Annotated in this window: 13 protein-coding genes; 10 read left to right on the top strand and 3 right to left on the bottom strand. The window is 43.2% G+C overall.

Features of this window, described 5'->3' with window-relative positions:
* Window positions 1-318: 318 nt before the first annotated feature.
* Both T515_RS13345 and T515_RS13340 read right to left on the bottom strand, forming a co-directional pair.
* Entirely contained in the window at window positions 319-639 is a 321-nt protein-coding gene (locus T515_RS13345; protein WP_036612145.1) for a HepT-like ribonuclease domain-containing protein, read from the bottom strand.
* A complete protein-coding gene (locus tag T515_RS13340) occupies window positions 629-937 on the bottom strand; it encodes a nucleotidyltransferase family protein (RefSeq protein ID WP_036612143.1) in 309 nt (102 codons plus the stop codon). The genes T515_RS13345 and T515_RS13340 overlap by 11 nt, the downstream gene beginning before the upstream one ends.
* A gap of 288 nt (window positions 938-1,225) precedes the next feature.
* On the opposite strand from T515_RS13340, the gene T515_RS13335 reads away from it, so the two are divergent.
* The 4 genes from T515_RS13335 to malQ all read left to right on the top strand — a co-directional run bounded on the left by T515_RS13335 (window position 1,226) and on the right by malQ (window position 8,488).
* A complete protein-coding gene (locus T515_RS13335; RefSeq protein ID WP_036612141.1) occupies window positions 1,226-1,984 on the top strand; it encodes an exodeoxyribonuclease III in 759 nt (252 codons plus the stop codon).
* A gap of 204 nt (window positions 1,985-2,188) precedes the next feature.
* The gene (locus T515_RS13330) at window positions 2,189-4,165 is read left to right on the top strand and encodes an alpha-amylase family glycosyl hydrolase (protein ID WP_051671739.1); all 1,977 of its coding nucleotides are present in this window, start codon (window positions 2,189-2,191) and stop codon (window positions 4,163-4,165) included.
* Window positions 4,166-4,196: 31 nt separating this feature from the next.
* A complete protein-coding gene (glgB, locus tag T515_RS13325; protein WP_036612139.1) occupies window positions 4,197-6,671 on the top strand; it encodes a 1,4-alpha-glucan branching protein GlgB in 2,475 nt (824 codons plus the stop codon).
* 152 nt (window positions 6,672-6,823) lie between these two features.
* Window positions 6,824-8,488: a 4-alpha-glucanotransferase gene (gene malQ, locus T515_RS13320; protein ID WP_036612174.1), complete on the top strand. Its 1,665-nt coding sequence runs from the start codon at window positions 6,824-6,826 to the stop codon at window positions 8,486-8,488.
* 105 nt (window positions 8,489-8,593) lie between these two features.
* On the opposite strand, the gene T515_RS13315 is transcribed toward malQ, so the two are convergent.
* Window positions 8,594-9,259, bottom strand: coding sequence for a hypothetical protein (locus T515_RS13315; RefSeq protein WP_051671738.1), 666 nt, complete (start codon window positions 9,257-9,259; stop codon window positions 8,594-8,596).
* A gap of 881 nt (window positions 9,260-10,140) precedes the next feature.
* Here T515_RS13315 and rho point away from each other — a divergent pair.
* The 6 genes from rho to T515_RS13285 all read left to right on the top strand — a co-directional run bounded on the left by rho (window position 10,141) and on the right by T515_RS13285 (window position 17,316).
* Window positions 10,141-11,673 carry a transcription termination factor Rho gene (gene rho / locus T515_RS13310; RefSeq protein WP_442950153.1) on the top strand — a complete coding sequence of 511 codons (1,533 nt, stop codon included), beginning with the start codon at window positions 10,141-10,143 and terminating at the stop codon, window positions 11,671-11,673.
* A 207-nt stretch (window positions 11,674-11,880) separates the two neighbouring features.
* Complete coding sequence (rpmE, locus tag T515_RS13305; protein WP_036612136.1) at window positions 11,881-12,081, top strand: 50S ribosomal protein L31; 201 nt, start codon at window positions 11,881-11,883, stop codon at window positions 12,079-12,081.
* 248 nt (window positions 12,082-12,329) lie between these two features.
* A complete protein-coding gene (locus T515_RS13300; protein ID WP_081832832.1) occupies window positions 12,330-13,376 on the top strand; it encodes a DUF1385 domain-containing protein in 1,047 nt (348 codons plus the stop codon).
* A gap of 77 nt (window positions 13,377-13,453) precedes the next feature.
* Window positions 13,454-14,464: a peptide chain release factor N(5)-glutamine methyltransferase gene (gene prmC / locus T515_RS13295; protein ID WP_051671737.1), complete on the top strand. Its 1,011-nt coding sequence runs from the start codon at window positions 13,454-13,456 to the stop codon at window positions 14,462-14,464.
* A complete protein-coding gene (gene prfA, locus T515_RS13290) occupies window positions 14,457-15,536 on the top strand; it encodes a peptide chain release factor 1 (RefSeq protein WP_036612158.1) in 1,080 nt (359 codons plus the stop codon). The genes prmC and prfA overlap by 8 nt, the downstream gene beginning before the upstream one ends.
* A gap of 19 nt (window positions 15,537-15,555) precedes the next feature.
* A complete protein-coding gene (locus tag T515_RS13285; RefSeq protein ID WP_051671736.1) occupies window positions 15,556-17,316 on the top strand; it encodes a glycosyl hydrolase family 18 protein in 1,761 nt (586 codons plus the stop codon).
* Window positions 17,317-17,381 lie beyond the last annotated feature (65 nt).

The raw sequence follows: 17,381 nt of genomic DNA, 5'->3' as shown, positions 1-17,381 counted from the left end.
CTGCTTCTTGAAAAAACATTTACAAGCTTATACCGAAAGATATTTATTACAGGGATTCCCTTTTGCTTTTCGGCATTGCATTTACGGAGTAAGTTACCTACCTTAAAGGTTGAAATAAAATCCGAAACTGAGCAATTAATTTCTTCCTCTGAGTGCTGTCCTTGTGGTAAGATATGCATATGGCGTAAGTCCTTTCTTGGTAAATGTTTTGTGGTAAATTCATTATACCTTATTTGAAAGTGACCTATGCCTTTTTATTTGTCTAATGTATAGAGTTTTCAAGGTGCATCACACCTTTTGGGTGTGGGAAGTTTGAGTCTATAATTTATCTAATTCTTTTAAAAGCTCAGGAAGATCATCTTCAATAATTTCCCATATCAGCTTTAGATTAATTCCTTCATAATCGTGTATTATTCTGTTTCGAAGCCCATATATCTGGCGCCAGGGTATTTGGGGATTGGCAGTCTCAAATTCCGGATCTATTTTATTAGCAGTCTCTCCGAGCTGACTAAGATTAAAAACACACGCTTCAACCAACATCTCATTATCACTAAAACTTTTATAGTCGACATCCTTTGTGTAATTTTGAAGCTTTTTTATATTCTCTATCATTTTAACGACAATCAAGTCATTTCGCATATATTTCTACCCCAGTACGGTTTATTTCTCTTTCTACCAAAGATCCGGGATTCACATGGCTCACATCAAAAACATCCACTTCTTTGTTGTCTAATGAGGATTTTATATCACTTATCAAACCAACAAAACGAAGTCCTTTTAATCCGCTGTCTACTAATATATCAACATCACTTTTAGAAGTGGCAACTCCTTTACTGTATGACCCAAAAAGAATTGCACGTTTAACATTATAGTTTTCGAACACAGGAGCTAATAAGTTCTTCAATTCTTCGATTGTGTATATCTTATCGCATTTCAAAGTGAAGGCCTCCTTTAATGTTTCATTTTGCTGTTTGGGGATTCTTGAGTTCATTCAGTATTTATATTCAGATTATAACATCCATGCTAATGAGGAACAATAAGACTGATAATATGTCAACTGATTCCAGTATGCATAATATACTACCATTTCTCTATGTATATTGAGTGTAACACAAGATGGGGATATGATAGAATACTAATAATCATAGGTTTAATAAATATTAAAAATTAACGCTTAAAAAAGTGTGAATCTGCCTGTGGCTGCTTCACACGGATTGGAGTTTATATGAAAAAAATGATTTCCTGGAATGTTAACGGCCTTCGTGCCGTTATGGGAAAGAACTTTATGGAGGAGTTTCAGAAACTTGATGCCGATATATTCTGTCTGCAGGAAACGAAGCTCCAGGCAGGACAGATAGAGCTTGAGCTTCCCGGGTATCATCAGTTCTGGAACTATGCGGAGAAGAAGGGATATTCCGGAACGGCGCTTTTTACCAAAGGAGAACCCCTGAATGTGACTTATGGCATGGGGATTCCTGAGCATGATACTGAAGGGCGTGTTATAACAGTGGAATTCCCGGAATATTATGTTCTCACTGTTTATGTTCCCAATTCCCAGGGAGAACTCAAGAGACTTCCTTACAGAATGGAGTGGGAGGATGCCTGGAGAAACTATATCAGCGAACTTGATAAGAAAAAGCCGGTCATCTACTGCGGAGATCTCAATGTTGCACACGAGGAAATTGACATTAAAAATCCTGCGACAAATCATCATAATGCCGGATTCACTGATGAAGAGCGCGCAAAGTTCTCAAGACTCCTTGATGCAGGTTTTGTTGACAGCTTCCGTATGCTTCATCCTGACGCAAGGGATGAGTACAGCTGGTGGTCCTACCGAATGAAGGCAAGAGAAAGAAATGTAGGCTGGCGTATAGACTATTTTGTTGTATCCGATAGGATAAAGGATAAGATAAAGGATGTCGGAATTCATCAGGAGATATTCGGATCGGACCACTGTCCTATAGAGCTGGACATTGATCTGTAAAGAGATGGAAAAAAGAAGTGAAAACTGTATAAATTGAACATAATCATCAAAATCAAAATGTTGATTTAAGCATTTTTGACCGTTACATTCCCAATAGGATGTAACGGTTTTTGTGTATTTATGTTATACTTAGACCAATTATATACAAAAGTTGATTTATCCTATCCCTCAGATGCACCATTGGGAGACAGAAACGGGGGCAGAATGTTTGGATTAAAAAAAGAAAATAATATATATGTATTTGAAGCAGTTGTTGAAACAGAACAGCTGTATCTGAACCTGTATGAAGGTAATAAAAAAGTACGTCAGATAGCGTTTGATCCTTATGAACGAATAGGAGATGTCTGGAGGCTGGAAGTAGCGGATGATATCTCCGGGTTCAGCTATTGCTATGAGGCAGACGGGCAGGTCTTCACAGACCCCAACGGAACGGTTTTTGAAGGAAGAAAAAAATTTGGTTATCTAAAGGACGGAACCAGGATACTGAAAACCCCGGTGGCAGAGGCTGTAGCGGTACCGGAACAGAGTGCAGAGTGGCTTAAGGACAGACCTCTCGACACAGCTTATGACGAGACTATAGTTTACCGTCTTCATGTACGTGGTTTTACAGCCCACAGTTCTTCCGGATTGAATAAAGATGTGAGAGGAACCTTTCAGGGCATCATCGAGAAGATCCCTTACCTCGTTTCTTTGGGGATAACTGCGGTGGAACTTATGCCTCCCTACGAATTTAATGAAGTAATGCTTCCGGAATACGGAGGTCAAAATCCGTATAAGACAGAGCTTCGGCCAACGGGACGTATAAACTACTGGGGATTCACAAAGGATGCCATGCAGCTGGCGCCGAAATCCAGTTTCACCTCGGATCACAAAAATCCAAGAAATGAATTCAGAAAATTAGTATATGAACTGCATAGGAACAATATAGAGATTATAGTTGATCTGTATTTCACCTACGAGACTCTTCCCGACTATATCACAACAGTTATGCGTTACTGGCGTATCAATTATCATGTTGACGGCATTCACATGATAGGCTCCGCACCCTACAGCGTTATCGCCAGAGATCCTTATCTGAGCAGGTTTAAGATCTGGGCGGACAGCTGGGAGGGGCAGATGCAGCAGGGAGACCGGTACGGTGGTACCTACAGACATTATGCCCCGAGATACCTGGCGGATTACAATGATGGTTTCCAGAATGATATGCGCCGTGTCCTTAAGGGGGACGAGAGTATGCTGGGAACCCTTATGAACAGGATCAGGAACAATCCTGCAGACAGGGCCAACATACAGTACATGGCCAATGTTTCCGGCATGAGTCTTTTGGATTCCCTTTCCTACGACAGAAAGCATAATGAAGAGAATCATGAGGATAACCGGGACGGAACCAATCAGAATTATTCCTGGAATTGCGGTGAAGAGGGACCCAGCCGTAAAAAGTCTGTAAAGGCTCTGAGGAGGAAGATGTGGAGAAATGCCTATCTTCTTCTTATGCTCAGCCAGGGAACGCCGCTTATTAATTCAGGAGATGAGTGCGGTCAGACAAGACAGGGAAATAATAATGCCTATTGTCATGATAATACACTGAACTGGATGGACTGGCATCTTCAGGAAAAGAATAAAGAGTTTTTTGATTTTGCCAAAAGAATAATAGCATTCCGAAAGAAGCATAAGGTATTTCATCAGCCTCAGGCTCTCAGGCAGCTTGACTACAGATCTGTTGGTATTCCGGATCTCAGCTTCCATGGTGAAAATGCCTGGAGACCGGAGATGGAAAATTTCAGACGTCAGCTGGGAGTCATGTATGCCGGTGAATATGCTGAGGATGATACTTTTATGGTCCTTTATAACTTCCACTGGGAGAAGCATGATTTTCTTCTGGCCCACCCTCCGGTAGGAAAGAAGTGGGCAGTGGTCATTGACACTGCTCTGGATGAAGAAAACGGCATGTATCCGGAAGGACAGGAAAAGGAACTTGATGTGTATGAACGTATCGTTGAGCCCAGATCCATAGTGGTTCTTAAGGCTGTAAAGGATAAGTCATACAGACCTAAGCGCCGGAGAGCAGTGCGAGGTAATAAAGGAAAGGCAGACACTGAAGCAAAGATTAAATCTGATGCAGAGGCATCATTAATAAAAAATACTGAAGAGATCGTGAAAACGGACAAAAGCAAAGATTAAGCTACCGTGACAGGACACTAAGGAGGAACTTATGACCGAAAAATTATATGATGTGATGAACTGGGCAGATGTTGAGGATGTAACTTATGCGGAGACCGGTGATCCAAAGAGTATTCTTGGAGCTCATGTTATTCCGGAGGGGCTTCTGATTCAGACATTCATACCGACAGCTAAGGATATAGAAGTTAAGATCCAAGGTGACAAGGTTTATCAGATGGAGCTTGCGGATGAAAACGGTTTTTTTGCTGTACTCATTCCTATGAAAAAGAAGTGGGAAAAAGAGCTTCCCAAGTTCTCTTATCTCATAACTTATGATAATGACACAACCACAGAATCAGAGGATCCGTATTCATTTGCATCTATTTATACTGATGAAGATATAAAGAAATACCAGGCGGGAATATGGTATGACATCTACAACAAGATGGGTGCGCATCCTATAACCATAGACGGAGTCAGCGGCGTTGTTTTTTCAGTATGGGCACCAAATGCAGAGCGTGTTTCCGTAGTAGGTGATTTCAACCTCTGGGATGGAAGAAGAAATATGATGCAGAGTCTGGGAGGCTCCGGAATATTTGAGATTTTCATTCCCAAGCTCACACCGGGAACTGTTTATAAGTATGAGATCAAGTGCCGTCACAAGGAGCCTTTCCTTAAAACCGATCCTTATGCCAATGCCATGGAGATGCGTCCTAACAATGCTTCAGTGGTTGCTGATCTTGACAAGTTCCAGTGGACCGATAAGGAGTGGGAGGATAAGAAGAAAGAAATAAAGACTTCCGGCATCAAAGAAAGTCCCATGAGTGTTTATGAGGTTCACCTTGGTTCTTTTGCAAGGAAGCAGTCTCTTGTCAATGAAGACGGAACTTCCGTTGACGGATCAGAGTTCTATAACTATCGGGATCTTGCCAGGAAGCTTGCGAGTTATGTAAAGAAGCAGGGATATACGCATGTTGAACTTATGCCTATCATGGAGCATCCTCTTGATGCAAGCTGGGGCTATCAGGTATCAGGCTACTATGCACCTACCAGCCGTTATGGTTCACCTGAAGACTTCATGTACTTTATGAACTATATGCATAATGAGGGAATAGGAGTTATCCTTGACTGGGTACCTGCACACTTCCCGAGAGATTCATGGGGACTTGCACAGTTTGACGGAACAGGACTTTATGAGAATCCTGACCCTGTACTTGCAAGCCATCCTCATTGGGGAACTTTGACATTTAACTACCGTAAGAATGAGGTTTCAAACTTCCTTATAGGAAGCGCCATGTACTGGGCGGACAAGTATCATGCAGACGGACTCCGTATGGATGCGGTGGCTTCCATGCTTTATCTTGACTATGGACGTCAGGGACAGGGAGCTCCGAGAAACATGTATGGAGGAAATGAGAATCTTGATTCTGTAGAGTTCCTTAAGCATCTTAATTCACAGTTCCATAAGATGTTCCCGGGAACACTTCTTATTGCAGAGGAGTCAACAGCATGGCCGAATATAACAGGTTCTGTCAAGGATGACGGTCTCGGATTTGACATTAAGTGGAATATGGGCTGGATGAATGATTTCCTCGGCTATATGCAGACAGATCCGTTCTTCAGAAAGGGAAGCTACAATCAGCTTACTTTCTCCATGATATACAATTATTCAGAGGACTTCATGCTTGTGTTCTCACATGATGAGGTGGTTCACGGAAAGCGTTCACTTCTCGGTAAGATGCCGGGACACACATTTGAAGAAAAGTCCCGTAACCTGCGTACAGCATACGGTTATTTCTGGACACATCCTGGAAAGAAGCTTCTCTTCATGGGACAGGATTTCGGTCAGTACGATGAGTGGTCGGAGAATCAGGAGCTGGAATGGAATCTTCTGGAATATCCTGTACATAAGGAACTTCAGGATTATGTCAGGGATCTTAATTCCATCTATAAGGAGCATCCTGCTCTCTGGCAGCTTGACTATTATCCGGATGGATTTGAATGGATCAACTGCAGCTACAGTGACCTGTCCATGGTGATGTTCATACGAAAGACAGATAAGCCCGAGGAGACCATACTTGTGGTTACCAACTTTGACAATATCGCACATCCTAAGTTCAGGGTCGGAGTACCGTTTATGTGCAACGCAAAAGCACTTATTTCCACAGATGATGAGAAATACGGCGGATTCGGTATGGTGAAGCGTACAAAGATTCCGGCAAAGAAGGTTTCATGGGATGAGAGGGACTATGCGATAGACATTGACATCCCATCCATGTCAACAACAATCTATCAGCTCACACCATGTGAAGAGCCAGAGGAGAAGCCGGCCCCAAAGAGAAGTACTTCAAGGACTGCTGTAAAAAAGACAGTGGGAAAATCTGCTGCAAAATCTGCTGCAAAATCTGCTGCAGTAAAGAAGACTGAGGAGAAAACAAAGGCTGAAAGTAAGGTGAGTACCAGAAAGCCTGTAGCGCCGAAGGCCCCAAAGAAAGCTTCCGGAGCAGCACGCCGCAGAAAAGGCTGAAACTTATTTAATAAATATATGAACTTATGTCGAAATAATCTTCGGGGAAAAACATAAGCGTATTGTTATTTTGGTTTATGACACAGACCCATGATTTCGGAGATTCCGGACTTATGGGTCTTTATATCAGGCTGATATTTGGAGTATATGGTATGAAGAAAGCGGGAATGCTGATGCCGGTATTTTCTCTTCCGGGAAAATACGGTATAGGAACACTGGGTGAGGAAGCATATAAGTTTATTGATATGCTGTGCGATACGGGTAATAAGATATGGCAGGTTCTTCCTATGGGACCTACCGGATTCGGGGACTCTCCGTATCAGTCCTTTTCTGCCTTTGCGGGTAATCCGTATTTTATTGATCTTCAGTTACTTGTTAAGGAAGGACTTTTGTCTGTGGAGGAACTGGAGGAATTTGATTTTGGGGATGGCAGGGTTCCGGATCAATATGGCGGAAATCCTGAGGATATTCAGGGAGACAGTCCATATAAAGTTAATTATGGAAAATTGTATATCAGTAAGACAAAGGCACTGAAGCTGGCATTTGAACATTATCTTAAGCAGGGCGGTGATGTTTCCGGGCTGTATGAAAAATTGAGACCTGAAACTGTTGAATACTGTGTTTTTATGGCAATTAAGGACAGCTTTAAGGGAGCCAGCTGGGATGTGTGGCCCAGGAAATTCAGAAACTGCGATGCAAAGGAGCTGGAACTCTTCAGAAAGACTCATAAAGAAGAGATAGGCTTTTATGCTTTTCTGCAGTATCAGTTCATGAAGCAGTGGGGTAAGGTTCATGAATATGCAAAAATCAGAGGAATAGAAATCGTCGGAGATATCCCTATATATTGTGCGCCTGATTCAAGTGATGTCTGGGCTCATCGGGAACTGTTCCAGTATACCAGTGACGGAGAACCCAAGAAGGTTGCGGGAGTTCCGCCAGATCTCTTTTCTGCGACCGGTCAGCTTTGGGGAAATCCGCTTTATGACTGGGATATGCATGAAAAAACCGGGTACAAGTGGTGGCTTGACCGTATGGATTACTGTTTTGAAATGTTTGATATCTTACGTGTTGATCATTTCAGAGGATTTGAATCATATTATTCCATTCCTTTCGGAGATAAGACTGCAGAAAACGGTGAGTGGGTTAAAGGACCGGGAATGAGTCTTTTTGATGCCATGTATGAGCATTATGGTACAAAAAAACTGCCCATAATCGCGGAGGATCTGGGAATCATAACAGATGAAGTAAGGGAGCTTATGGATAAAGTTGGATTCCCCGGTATGAAAGTTCTTCAGTTTGCCTGGGATTCGGGACCTGAGAATGCTTTCCTCCCGAATAGTCTTGTGACAACTAACTGTATTTATTATACGGGAACCCATGATAATGATACCCTTCGTCACTGGTTCGATGTTCTTCCTGACTGGCAGAGGGAATATATATACAAGTATATGAGCAGATCTGTTAATGACTGGAAAGCCATGCCGGAGCTTCTTATCAGACTGGCTATGAGTACAATTTCCGATACGGTTATCGTTCCGGCGGCTGATTATCTTGGACATGGTTCTGAGGGACGCATTAACTTTCCGGGAACATCCGGTAATAACTGGATGTGGAGGATGAAGGAAGGGGCGTTTACAGACAGTATAAAGGGATCAATCGCGGAGATAGTAGGGGTTTACGGCCGTTATCAGAAGGCCCTCCCTAAGCCTTGTCCGAAGCCGGAGGCTGTAACGGACACGGTGCAGGATGAAGAAAAAGAAGATAAGCCCGGTGCAGCTCCGGATTCAAGTGCAGATAAAGAACAGGATCATGATTGAGCTGAAACTGTAAACAGATAAAAAGAAAAGCCAGAGGCCGCTGCCTCTGGCTTTTACTGTCATTGCCAAATTAAGAATCATACAGGATTCTGTATCAGTTGAGGATCAGTTTACTGCGAAGTTGGCCTGAGCCTGGTTCTTTGCCAGGTCACTTACATAAACAGTTATGGAATCCGCTGCCATGGAGAATGTTACTCTTCCTGTGGTTTTGTTGACATCTGTAGGTTTTAAATTATTTCCGAGACTGTCAACAGCATAAATAGAATCCCAATCAACTCCGGACTGTGTGTCTGAAACTTCAAACTCAAGGTAGCCTGCTCCGAGAACAACTGAATCCTCATCAATTAACGGGTTTGCTTCATCAAGAAGGTTTATCTGAATGTTGGAGGATCTGGTCATGCTGTTGATTGCTACCGCAGTTATGTTCAGATTTCCGTTATTTGTGAGGGTGCATTTATATGTGGAACCACTCTTCTCTAAAGGAACATCCTGTCCTTCAATGGTTGCGGTGACGGATTTAAGTGGGATAAGAGAGGAAACCTTAAATGATACCTCTGCGTTCTGGTAATCCTTAGTATCCGGTTCTGAGGCTTCTATAGATGGTGTCTGAATAACAAAAAGAAGTATAAGACCGTTTATAAGGACATAGGGGATCAAAAATCCTACCAGAAAACGAAAAATACCTGAATGTGCTGTAGCCGGTTTTGGCTTTACCTGGGTGCTGTGAGCTGCATAACGTGAGGCGCGTCTATCTGAATAATTTCTTGCCATAATTACCTTCCATTACTTATATTTTTAGCCATAATTTGCGATAAGTATAACAAAATGAAACTTGCGTTACAAGAAGCTTGTTGTTATACTTACTTAATACTTAATTAAAATTTCCAGAAAATTCAGTCTTGGTTTCCAGAGTTTTTTCCAATTTATATAAAGTAAAAAAGTATATTGAAATAACATAATACGCGTTCGTAAGTAAATGCAGTATGTGAATTGTGCCGCTTCAAGGAGGTTACATGGCAGACGAAAAAGATGAGAAAATGACAGCTGACGAGAAGCCTGTTGTGAAAAAAACAAGGGCAAAGGCGGTCAAAAAAGAGGCGTCTTCGGAGGGGGATGAAAAAACTTCTGTAAGAAAGCCTCGAGGAAGAGCTGCAGCTAAAAAAAGTGATACAGCGGGGGCTTCTGAGAGCGTTGATACTCAGCAGGATGCCGGGGCTGAGGAGAAGCCAAAGAAGCGTACGGTGACCCGTCGTACCACAAAAAAGGCAGCTGAATCGGAGACTAAGGCAGAGAACCCGGGTACTTTGATGGCTTCGGAGATAGCCGAAGAAAAGCCTGAGACTAAAAGTACAGTTCGAAAAAGAACCTCAGTCAGAAAAAAAACAGAAAAAACGGCAGAGAATTCAGAGCCTTCGGATGATAAGACAGAAGTTGCCGCTATAGAATCTCAGAATACTCCTGCTGCTGAGATTCAAGAATCCTTCGTGGAAGCAAAGGAAGAGAATATCACCGGGGATTCTCCAGAAGCTGCGCCTGAAGTTGAGTCTTCATATACTTCAAAGAATGATTCTCAAAGAAGCGATGAAGCGCTGGAGACGGCAGCTGACAGAGTACAGGATAACAGAGCTAATCTTCACCGCAAGTCCATCGTTGTGAACAGAAGAGGAATACATGGCGTAAAGCCTGTAAGGAACAATGATCATGTACAAAGACCAGATGGTGTGAACAGGCAGGAACGTTACGGCAGACAGGACAGAAGCTCTGAAACTGTTGAACGTGAAGTGAGATATGACAGAACCGATGCAGGCTTTGCACAGGAATATGCTCAAAAGGATAATGTTTCTGCCTTCAGGCAGGATATTCAGAATAAAGATATACGACGTATCGAAAAGGAAGCAGCTGATCGTACAGACGAGGATATGGCAAAAAGAGATGCAGAGATTGCCAAGGCTGCTGAGAATGAGAAAACAGACGAGCTTGATAATGAGACTCAGAAGGCTCCCACAGGAAATCCCTGCGGCGGTATACTTGAAGTTATGCCGGATGGTTTTGGATTCACAAGATCTGCCAATTTCCTTCCCGGAGACAGCGATGTATATGTAAATCCCGCTATCATTAAGAGATACAGGCTTAAGACCGGAGATGTTATCAAAGGTCTTTACAGAAGTAAGAATCCTAATGAGCGTTTTGGCGCCCTTTCATATATCGAAACAGTAAACGGTAAGCCTCTCAGTGCCCTTGGGCAGAGAAAGAACTTTGATCATCTCACCCCGGTTTTTCCGGATCATCGCATAAAACTTGAGGTAGAGGGAGAAAAGGCCCCAACAGCTTTGAGACTTCTGGATCTTCTTGCGCCTATTGGTAAAGGACAGAGAGGTATGATAGTATCACCTCCCAAGGCCGGTAAAACCACCCTTCTCAAGCAGGTGGCAAAAGCTATAGTTAAGAATGAGCCTAATATGCATCTTTTGATACTGCTTATTGATGAGCGTCCGGAGGAAGTTACGGACATGAAGGAAGAGGTAGAGGGCGGACTTGTAACAGTTATTTACTCAACCTTCGATGAGGAACCTTCACATCATAAGCGGGTTGCCGAGATGACCATAGAAAGAGCTAAGCGTCTGGTAGAGCAGGGAGAGGATGTTACCATACTTCTTGATTCCATGACCAGACTGGCAAGAGCATACAATCTGGTAGTTCCTGCTTCGGGAAGAACTCTTTCCGGAGGTTTGGATCCTGCGGCTCTTCATATGCCCAAGAGATTTTTCGGTGCAGCAAGAAATATGCGTGAGGGTGGTTCTCTGACTATCCTTGCAACAGCATTGGTGGACACGGGCTCACGTATGGATGATGTAATATATGAGGAGTTCAAGGGTACGGGCAACATGGAGCTGGTTCTCAACAGAGAGCTTCAGGAACGACGCATATTCCCTGCTATCGATATCGTTAAGTCGGGAACCAGAAGAGATGATCTTCTTCTTACCGAACTTGAAAGAAGTGCTGTGGATATTATTCACAAGAGAACCTATGATGAAAAGACGGGAGCTGTGGAAGAGGTCATCAATCTCTTTGATAAGACCTCAAATAATGAAGAAGTTTGCCAGTTCATAGTAAACGGTAAGCCTGTTTTACGTCAGCAAAACCCGAATTCAAGGCTTGCTATAAAGATAAACAGACCTCAGTAAAGTGATAAAAGATGTACATACTAAGCTTTGAGTATCAGGCATCCTGTTTAAATAGAGACATATTAAATACACTTTAAAAAAAGGTATTGCAAATAAATTCTATTTGTGATAACTTGATAAAGCTTTACTTAAAATCTAAGCATAGCTTTTCTTCAGGAGAGATATGCGACTTTATATGGTTGGAAACCATGTAGAAAGAGGTACAAAATGAGACAGGATATTCATCCAAAGTATTATCAGGCAACAGTTACATGTAACTGTGGTAACACATTCGTAACAGGCTCAACAAAGCCAGAGATCCACGTAGAAGTTTGCTCAGCTTGCCATTCATTCTATACAGGCAAGGAGAAGTCAGCTAACGCTGCAGGTCAGATCGATAAGTTCAACAAGAAGTTCGGTCTTAACTGATAAGTGGACAGGCTCGTTTTACAGCGGTCGTCTGATAAAAATCGGGATTGAAAGAGTACGTGCGATGCATGTGCTCTTTTTTCTTTGAAAAATCCCAAAAGAGCACCGGTACAAAGCTTAACAAATTATTCACATTAGATTTATTGAATAAGCGAAGTATTTCGTATACACTAATTGCCATGAAAAAGACTACAATTATGACTTCAAATCAGAAGATGAATATAGAAGATAAAATAAAGGCAGAATATATGACAGAAAAGATAAATACAGAGAATGGTGGCACAGCTTCAGGATGCAGCTTATCGGAGAAGCGTCAGGGACAGGTATACAGTGGTATAGGCGGTCAGGCGGTTCTGGAAGGTATGATGATGAGAAACGGTGCCAGGTATTCGGTTGGAGTCCGTAAGCCTGACGGGACCATAGAGGTCATGGAGGATACCTATATTTCCATGACAGACAAGTATCCTATCTGCAAAGCGCCTTTTATAAGAGGAATCTTTTCCTTTGTGGATTCCATGATACTGGGAACCAGGTGTCTGAATTACAGCGCAAGCTTTATTGAGGATGATCCTGAGGATGCAGATAAAGAGCCCGGGAAGCTGGAAAAATGGCTTGATGATACCTTTGGAGAAAAACTTGAACCGGTTATCACCGGTATAGTGATGTTCTTTTCTTTTGCGCTTGCCATGGCGCTTTTTGTATTGCTTCCGGCATGGGTGGCAAGCTTTCTGAAGCCGTTCCTGCCCCATGAATCACTTCTCGGATTCATCGAGGGAATCATAAGAGTTACACTGTTTGTTATCTATATAAAGATAGTTTCCCGCACACCGGACATAGCACGGACCTTTCAGTATCATGGTGCGGAGCACAAATGCATAAATTGTGTTGAGCATGGTCTGCCCCTGACTGTAAGGAATGTTGCAGCTTCAAGCAAGGAGCATAAGCGCTGCGGAACCAGCTTTATAGTGTATGTTATGCTTATTTCCATACTGCTTTTTATGGTGATACGTTTTGACGATATCTGGCTTAAGCTTGCAAGCCGTCTGGTGCTTATTCCTGTGATCGCAGGTATAAGCTATGAGGTACTTCGCATAGTGGGCATGTATGATAATGCTTTTACCAGACTTCTTTTTATCCCCGGAATGTGGATGCAGGGACTCACCACCAAGGAGCCTGATGACAGTGAAATAGAGGTGGCCATAGCTGCGGTTGAAAAGGTTTTTGACTGGCGTAAATTTGAGAAGGATACTTTCGGTATTGAGTTTCAGGAAACAGAGGGCACAGTGGAGCAGTAGTTGCTCTTTACAGTGCATCTCGGTATGAAATTTCAAAAGAGGATCATACTTCAAAAATCAGCGGGAGAAAAACAAATATGCAGATCATTACCTTCCGCAGTCTCCTTGGGGAAGCTGCGGAAAAACTGAAAAATGCAAATGTCCCGGACCCGCGTTATGATGCGCGGGCTCTTCTTATGTCAGCCTTTTTACTGGATCCGGCTAAATTTCTTATGTATGAGGAAAGCAATCCGGAAGAGCTTATACCTAAGGTACTGAAGGATAAGGAAGCATTGGAAGAGGCCCTTTGGACATTTCGGAAAAATATAGAAAGACGTGAGAAAAGAGAACCTTTGCAGCAGATCCTTGGTACTGTAGGATTTTACGGGTTGGATTTTAAGGTGACTCAGGATGTTCTTTGTCCGAGATCTGACACCGAGACTCTTATTGACGGAGTTCTGGGAAATCTTATGTATGACAACATTCCGGAAAGATACCGCAATATGAAAGAGAAGGTGGATAAGTTGACATCCGGAAGTCAGATTGTGGATGATGACAACGCCAGGCTCCTTGACATGTGTACAGGGTCAGGCTGTATAGCCGTGACACTGGCCAAATTCGGTCATTTCCGGAGTGTCACAGCTGTGGATATCTCAGAAAGAGCTCTAAAAATCGCAACATATAACAGAGACAATATCCTTGAGGACGGGGAAAGAGACAGAGTCCGTATGATACATTCGGACATGTTTTCTGAAATTACGGGTAAATACGATGTGATAGTTTCTAATCCGCCGTATATTCCGTCAGCGATAGTAGATACTCTCGAGCCGGAGGTTAGAGATTTTGAGCCAAGGATCGCATTGGACGGAACTGAGGACGGACTTAAGTTCTATCGTATTCTTGCATCAGAGTGCCCAAAGTATCTAAAGTCCGGAGGATATGTATTATTCGAGATAGGATACGACCAGGGAGAAGCCGTTTCCGGACTTTTGAAAGAAGCCGGATTTAAGGACGTTATGGTAATTAAAGATTTTGGAGATAATGACAGAGTGGTCATAGGTGAATTCGGTTCCTGCAGGGACCATGGAGGTAAAAATGGACATGTTTGACCGTCTTGAATCCATATCAAGACATTATGAGGAAATTCAGCGCTTTATGACTGAGCCTGATATAGTGAATGATACAGAAAAGTATCTTAAGATGATGCGTGAGAGCAGTGATCTTGAGCCTTTGATAAGCACCTATAAAAAGTACAGGGATGCTGTGCAGGCTGAGAAGGATTCTCTTGAAATCCTGGCTTCCGAGAAGGATCCGGATCTGGTGGAGATGGCAAAGGAGGAGCTTCAGCAGGCAAAGGCTGATCAGCCGGAGCTTATTAAGGAGCTTCAGATACTGCTGCTTCCCAAGGATGAGAATGATGACAAAAACATTATCATCGAAATAAGAGGCGGAGCCGGTGGGGATGAGGCTGCACTTTTTGCCTATGAGCTTTATCGTATGTATATAAACTACGCGGAACGAAGAGGTTACCGTACCGAGCTTGTTTCTGCCAATGAAACCGGAATAGGCGGAATGAAGGAAGTGGTATTTATCGTTACCGGTAAGGGAGCATATTCAAGGCTTAAGTATGAGGCCGGAGTTCACAGAGTTCAGCGTGTTCCTGTAACAGAGTCAGGAGGACGTATACACACATCAACTGCTACAGTTGCGGTGATGCCTGAAGCTGAGGATGTTGATGTGGAGATCAATCCTGCCGATGTAAGGATGGAAGTATTCAGATCATCAGGTGCAGGCGGACAGCACATTAACAAGACATCATCAGCAGTACGTCTTATTCATGAGCCTACCGGAATGGTTGCGGAGTGTCAGGAGGAACGTTCACAGGTTCAGAACAGAGAGAAAGCTATGCGTCTGCTCCGGGCAAGATTATATGAGTTAGAGTATAATAAGAAGCAGAATGAGGCTGCTGAAGCCAAGCGTTCACAGGTGGGTACCGGAGACCGTTCAGAGAAGATAAGAACCTATAACTTCCCTCAGGGAAGAGTTACAGATCATCGTATCGGACTTACACTTTATTCTATTGATAAGATATTGAACGGAGATCTGGATGAGCTTCTGGATCCTATCATTTCTGCTGATCAGGCTGCAAAGCTTGAGGAATTGAATAAAGAAGTGATGTGATCATCAAGGAGATGATATAGTGGCTAGAGAATTAAAGAGTTTGAGAAGAAGACAGCAATCCCGAAAGGATTCATCTGGAGGCAGCGGAAAGCTGATTCCGGTTATAGCGATCATCATATTGTTACTTACGATTTCGGTGACAGGGCTTTATTTTTATGATAAAAAGTTTGCCCCGTCCAGAGAACCTGCAGATAAGATCGAGTACTTTGGTGTCAGCGGTGATGACGTTGCCATTTTTCTCAATGATGCTCAGGCTTTGAATGAAGACGGTACAGCCATAAAGGCGAAGTGTATAAACGGAGGATTGTTTGTTCCTTTTGAATGGGTGATGTCTGAGCTGAACAGAAGATATTACTGGGCTAAGGATATCAATTCCATCCTGTACACACTTCCTGCCGAGACTGTTAAATACGGTCTTGGAGATACTCTGAAAGACGGATCCACAGCATTTATCCGAATGGGTGATTCCACAGACAATCTTTATCTCAATATCAAGCTTGTGGCGGAGTATACGGATATAAGTTATTCCGGATTTCTTTCGGATGAAACAAAAAGAGTGTTTATTTCCAGTGACCGGAGTACTTATAAGCAGGCCGATGTAAAGAGAAAAGAATCAGTAAGACTTCTTGGCGGAGTTAAGTCAAAGGTTCTTACAAATCTTGAAGCGGGTGAAAAGGTAAAGGTTCTTGAGACACTGGAAAAGTGGAGCAGGGTTGTCACAGAGGATGGCTATGTAGGCTGGCTCAGAAATTCACATCTAAGTGCACTTTACGATGTGACGCCGGAAAGTACATTCAGTGCCCCGGAATATTCGCATATCACAAGAACAGATGGCAGTAAGGTGGTTCTCGGATTCCATCAGGTAACATTGACAGAAGCCAATGCTTATCTTGAAGACCTCACCGGGAAGGCTTCGGGCATGAATGTTGTAGCTCCTACATGGTTTGTGCTGACGGGGGATGACGGAAGCTTTACCTGCTACTGGACCCGGGACTATGTGGATAAGGCTCATGCAAAGGGCTATCAGGTATGGGCTACAGTAAATAATTTCGATGGCGGTGACATAGATGAGTCGGTTTTCCTTACAAGCACTGCTCTTCGTGGAAAGCTTATCGAAAACCTTGTGGCTACCGCAGTTGCGGGAGGAATTGACGGTCTCAATATCGACTTTGAGCTTATTCCGGAGAGACTGGGAAGAGACTACGTTCAGTTCATGAAGGAACTTGCTGTTGCATGCCGTCAGGCAGGAATCATTCTGTCTGTGGACTGCTATGTTCCGTATTCATACAACAGATATTATGATATAGAGCAGCTCGGCGAAAATATAGATTATGTTATCATCATGTGCTATGACGAACACTATGCCGGAAGTGAGGCAGGAAGTGTTTCTTCCATAGGCTATCTCAATCACGCTGTTTCCGAGACCGGAAAGATGATGGATCTTGACAGAGTGATCATTGCGGTTCCTTTCTACACCAGAGTCTGGGTTACTGATGGGGAGAACAAAACCACATCGGATGCAATGGGAATCAAAGCTGCCCTTAAATGGGTTGAGGAAAACGGAGTCCAGCTCAGCTGGAACAGCGAAGTGGGTCAGAATTACGGAGAGATACAGGACGGAGACAAGCTGAAGAGAATATGGATGGAAGACGAAAAGTCATTGAAGCTGAAGCTTGATGTCATCAATGAAAACGGCTGTGGCGGAGTTGCCGCCTGGAAGCTGGGGCAGGAGCCTGAAGGACTATGGTCAGTGCTTGATATGAATAATGTATCAGGTTAATAGGCAAAAGCCTGCAGGAACGCCGGAGGGAAATACGAGGGCGTTCCTGTATAGACTTTGGGCGT

This window comes from Oribacterium sp. P6A1 (genome assembly GCF_000702885.1).
GTDB lineage: Bacteria > Bacillota > Clostridia > Lachnospirales > Lachnospiraceae > Oribacterium.
Note: the sequence above shows the minus strand (reverse complement) of the source record. Positions and strands in the feature narration are given on the sequence as shown.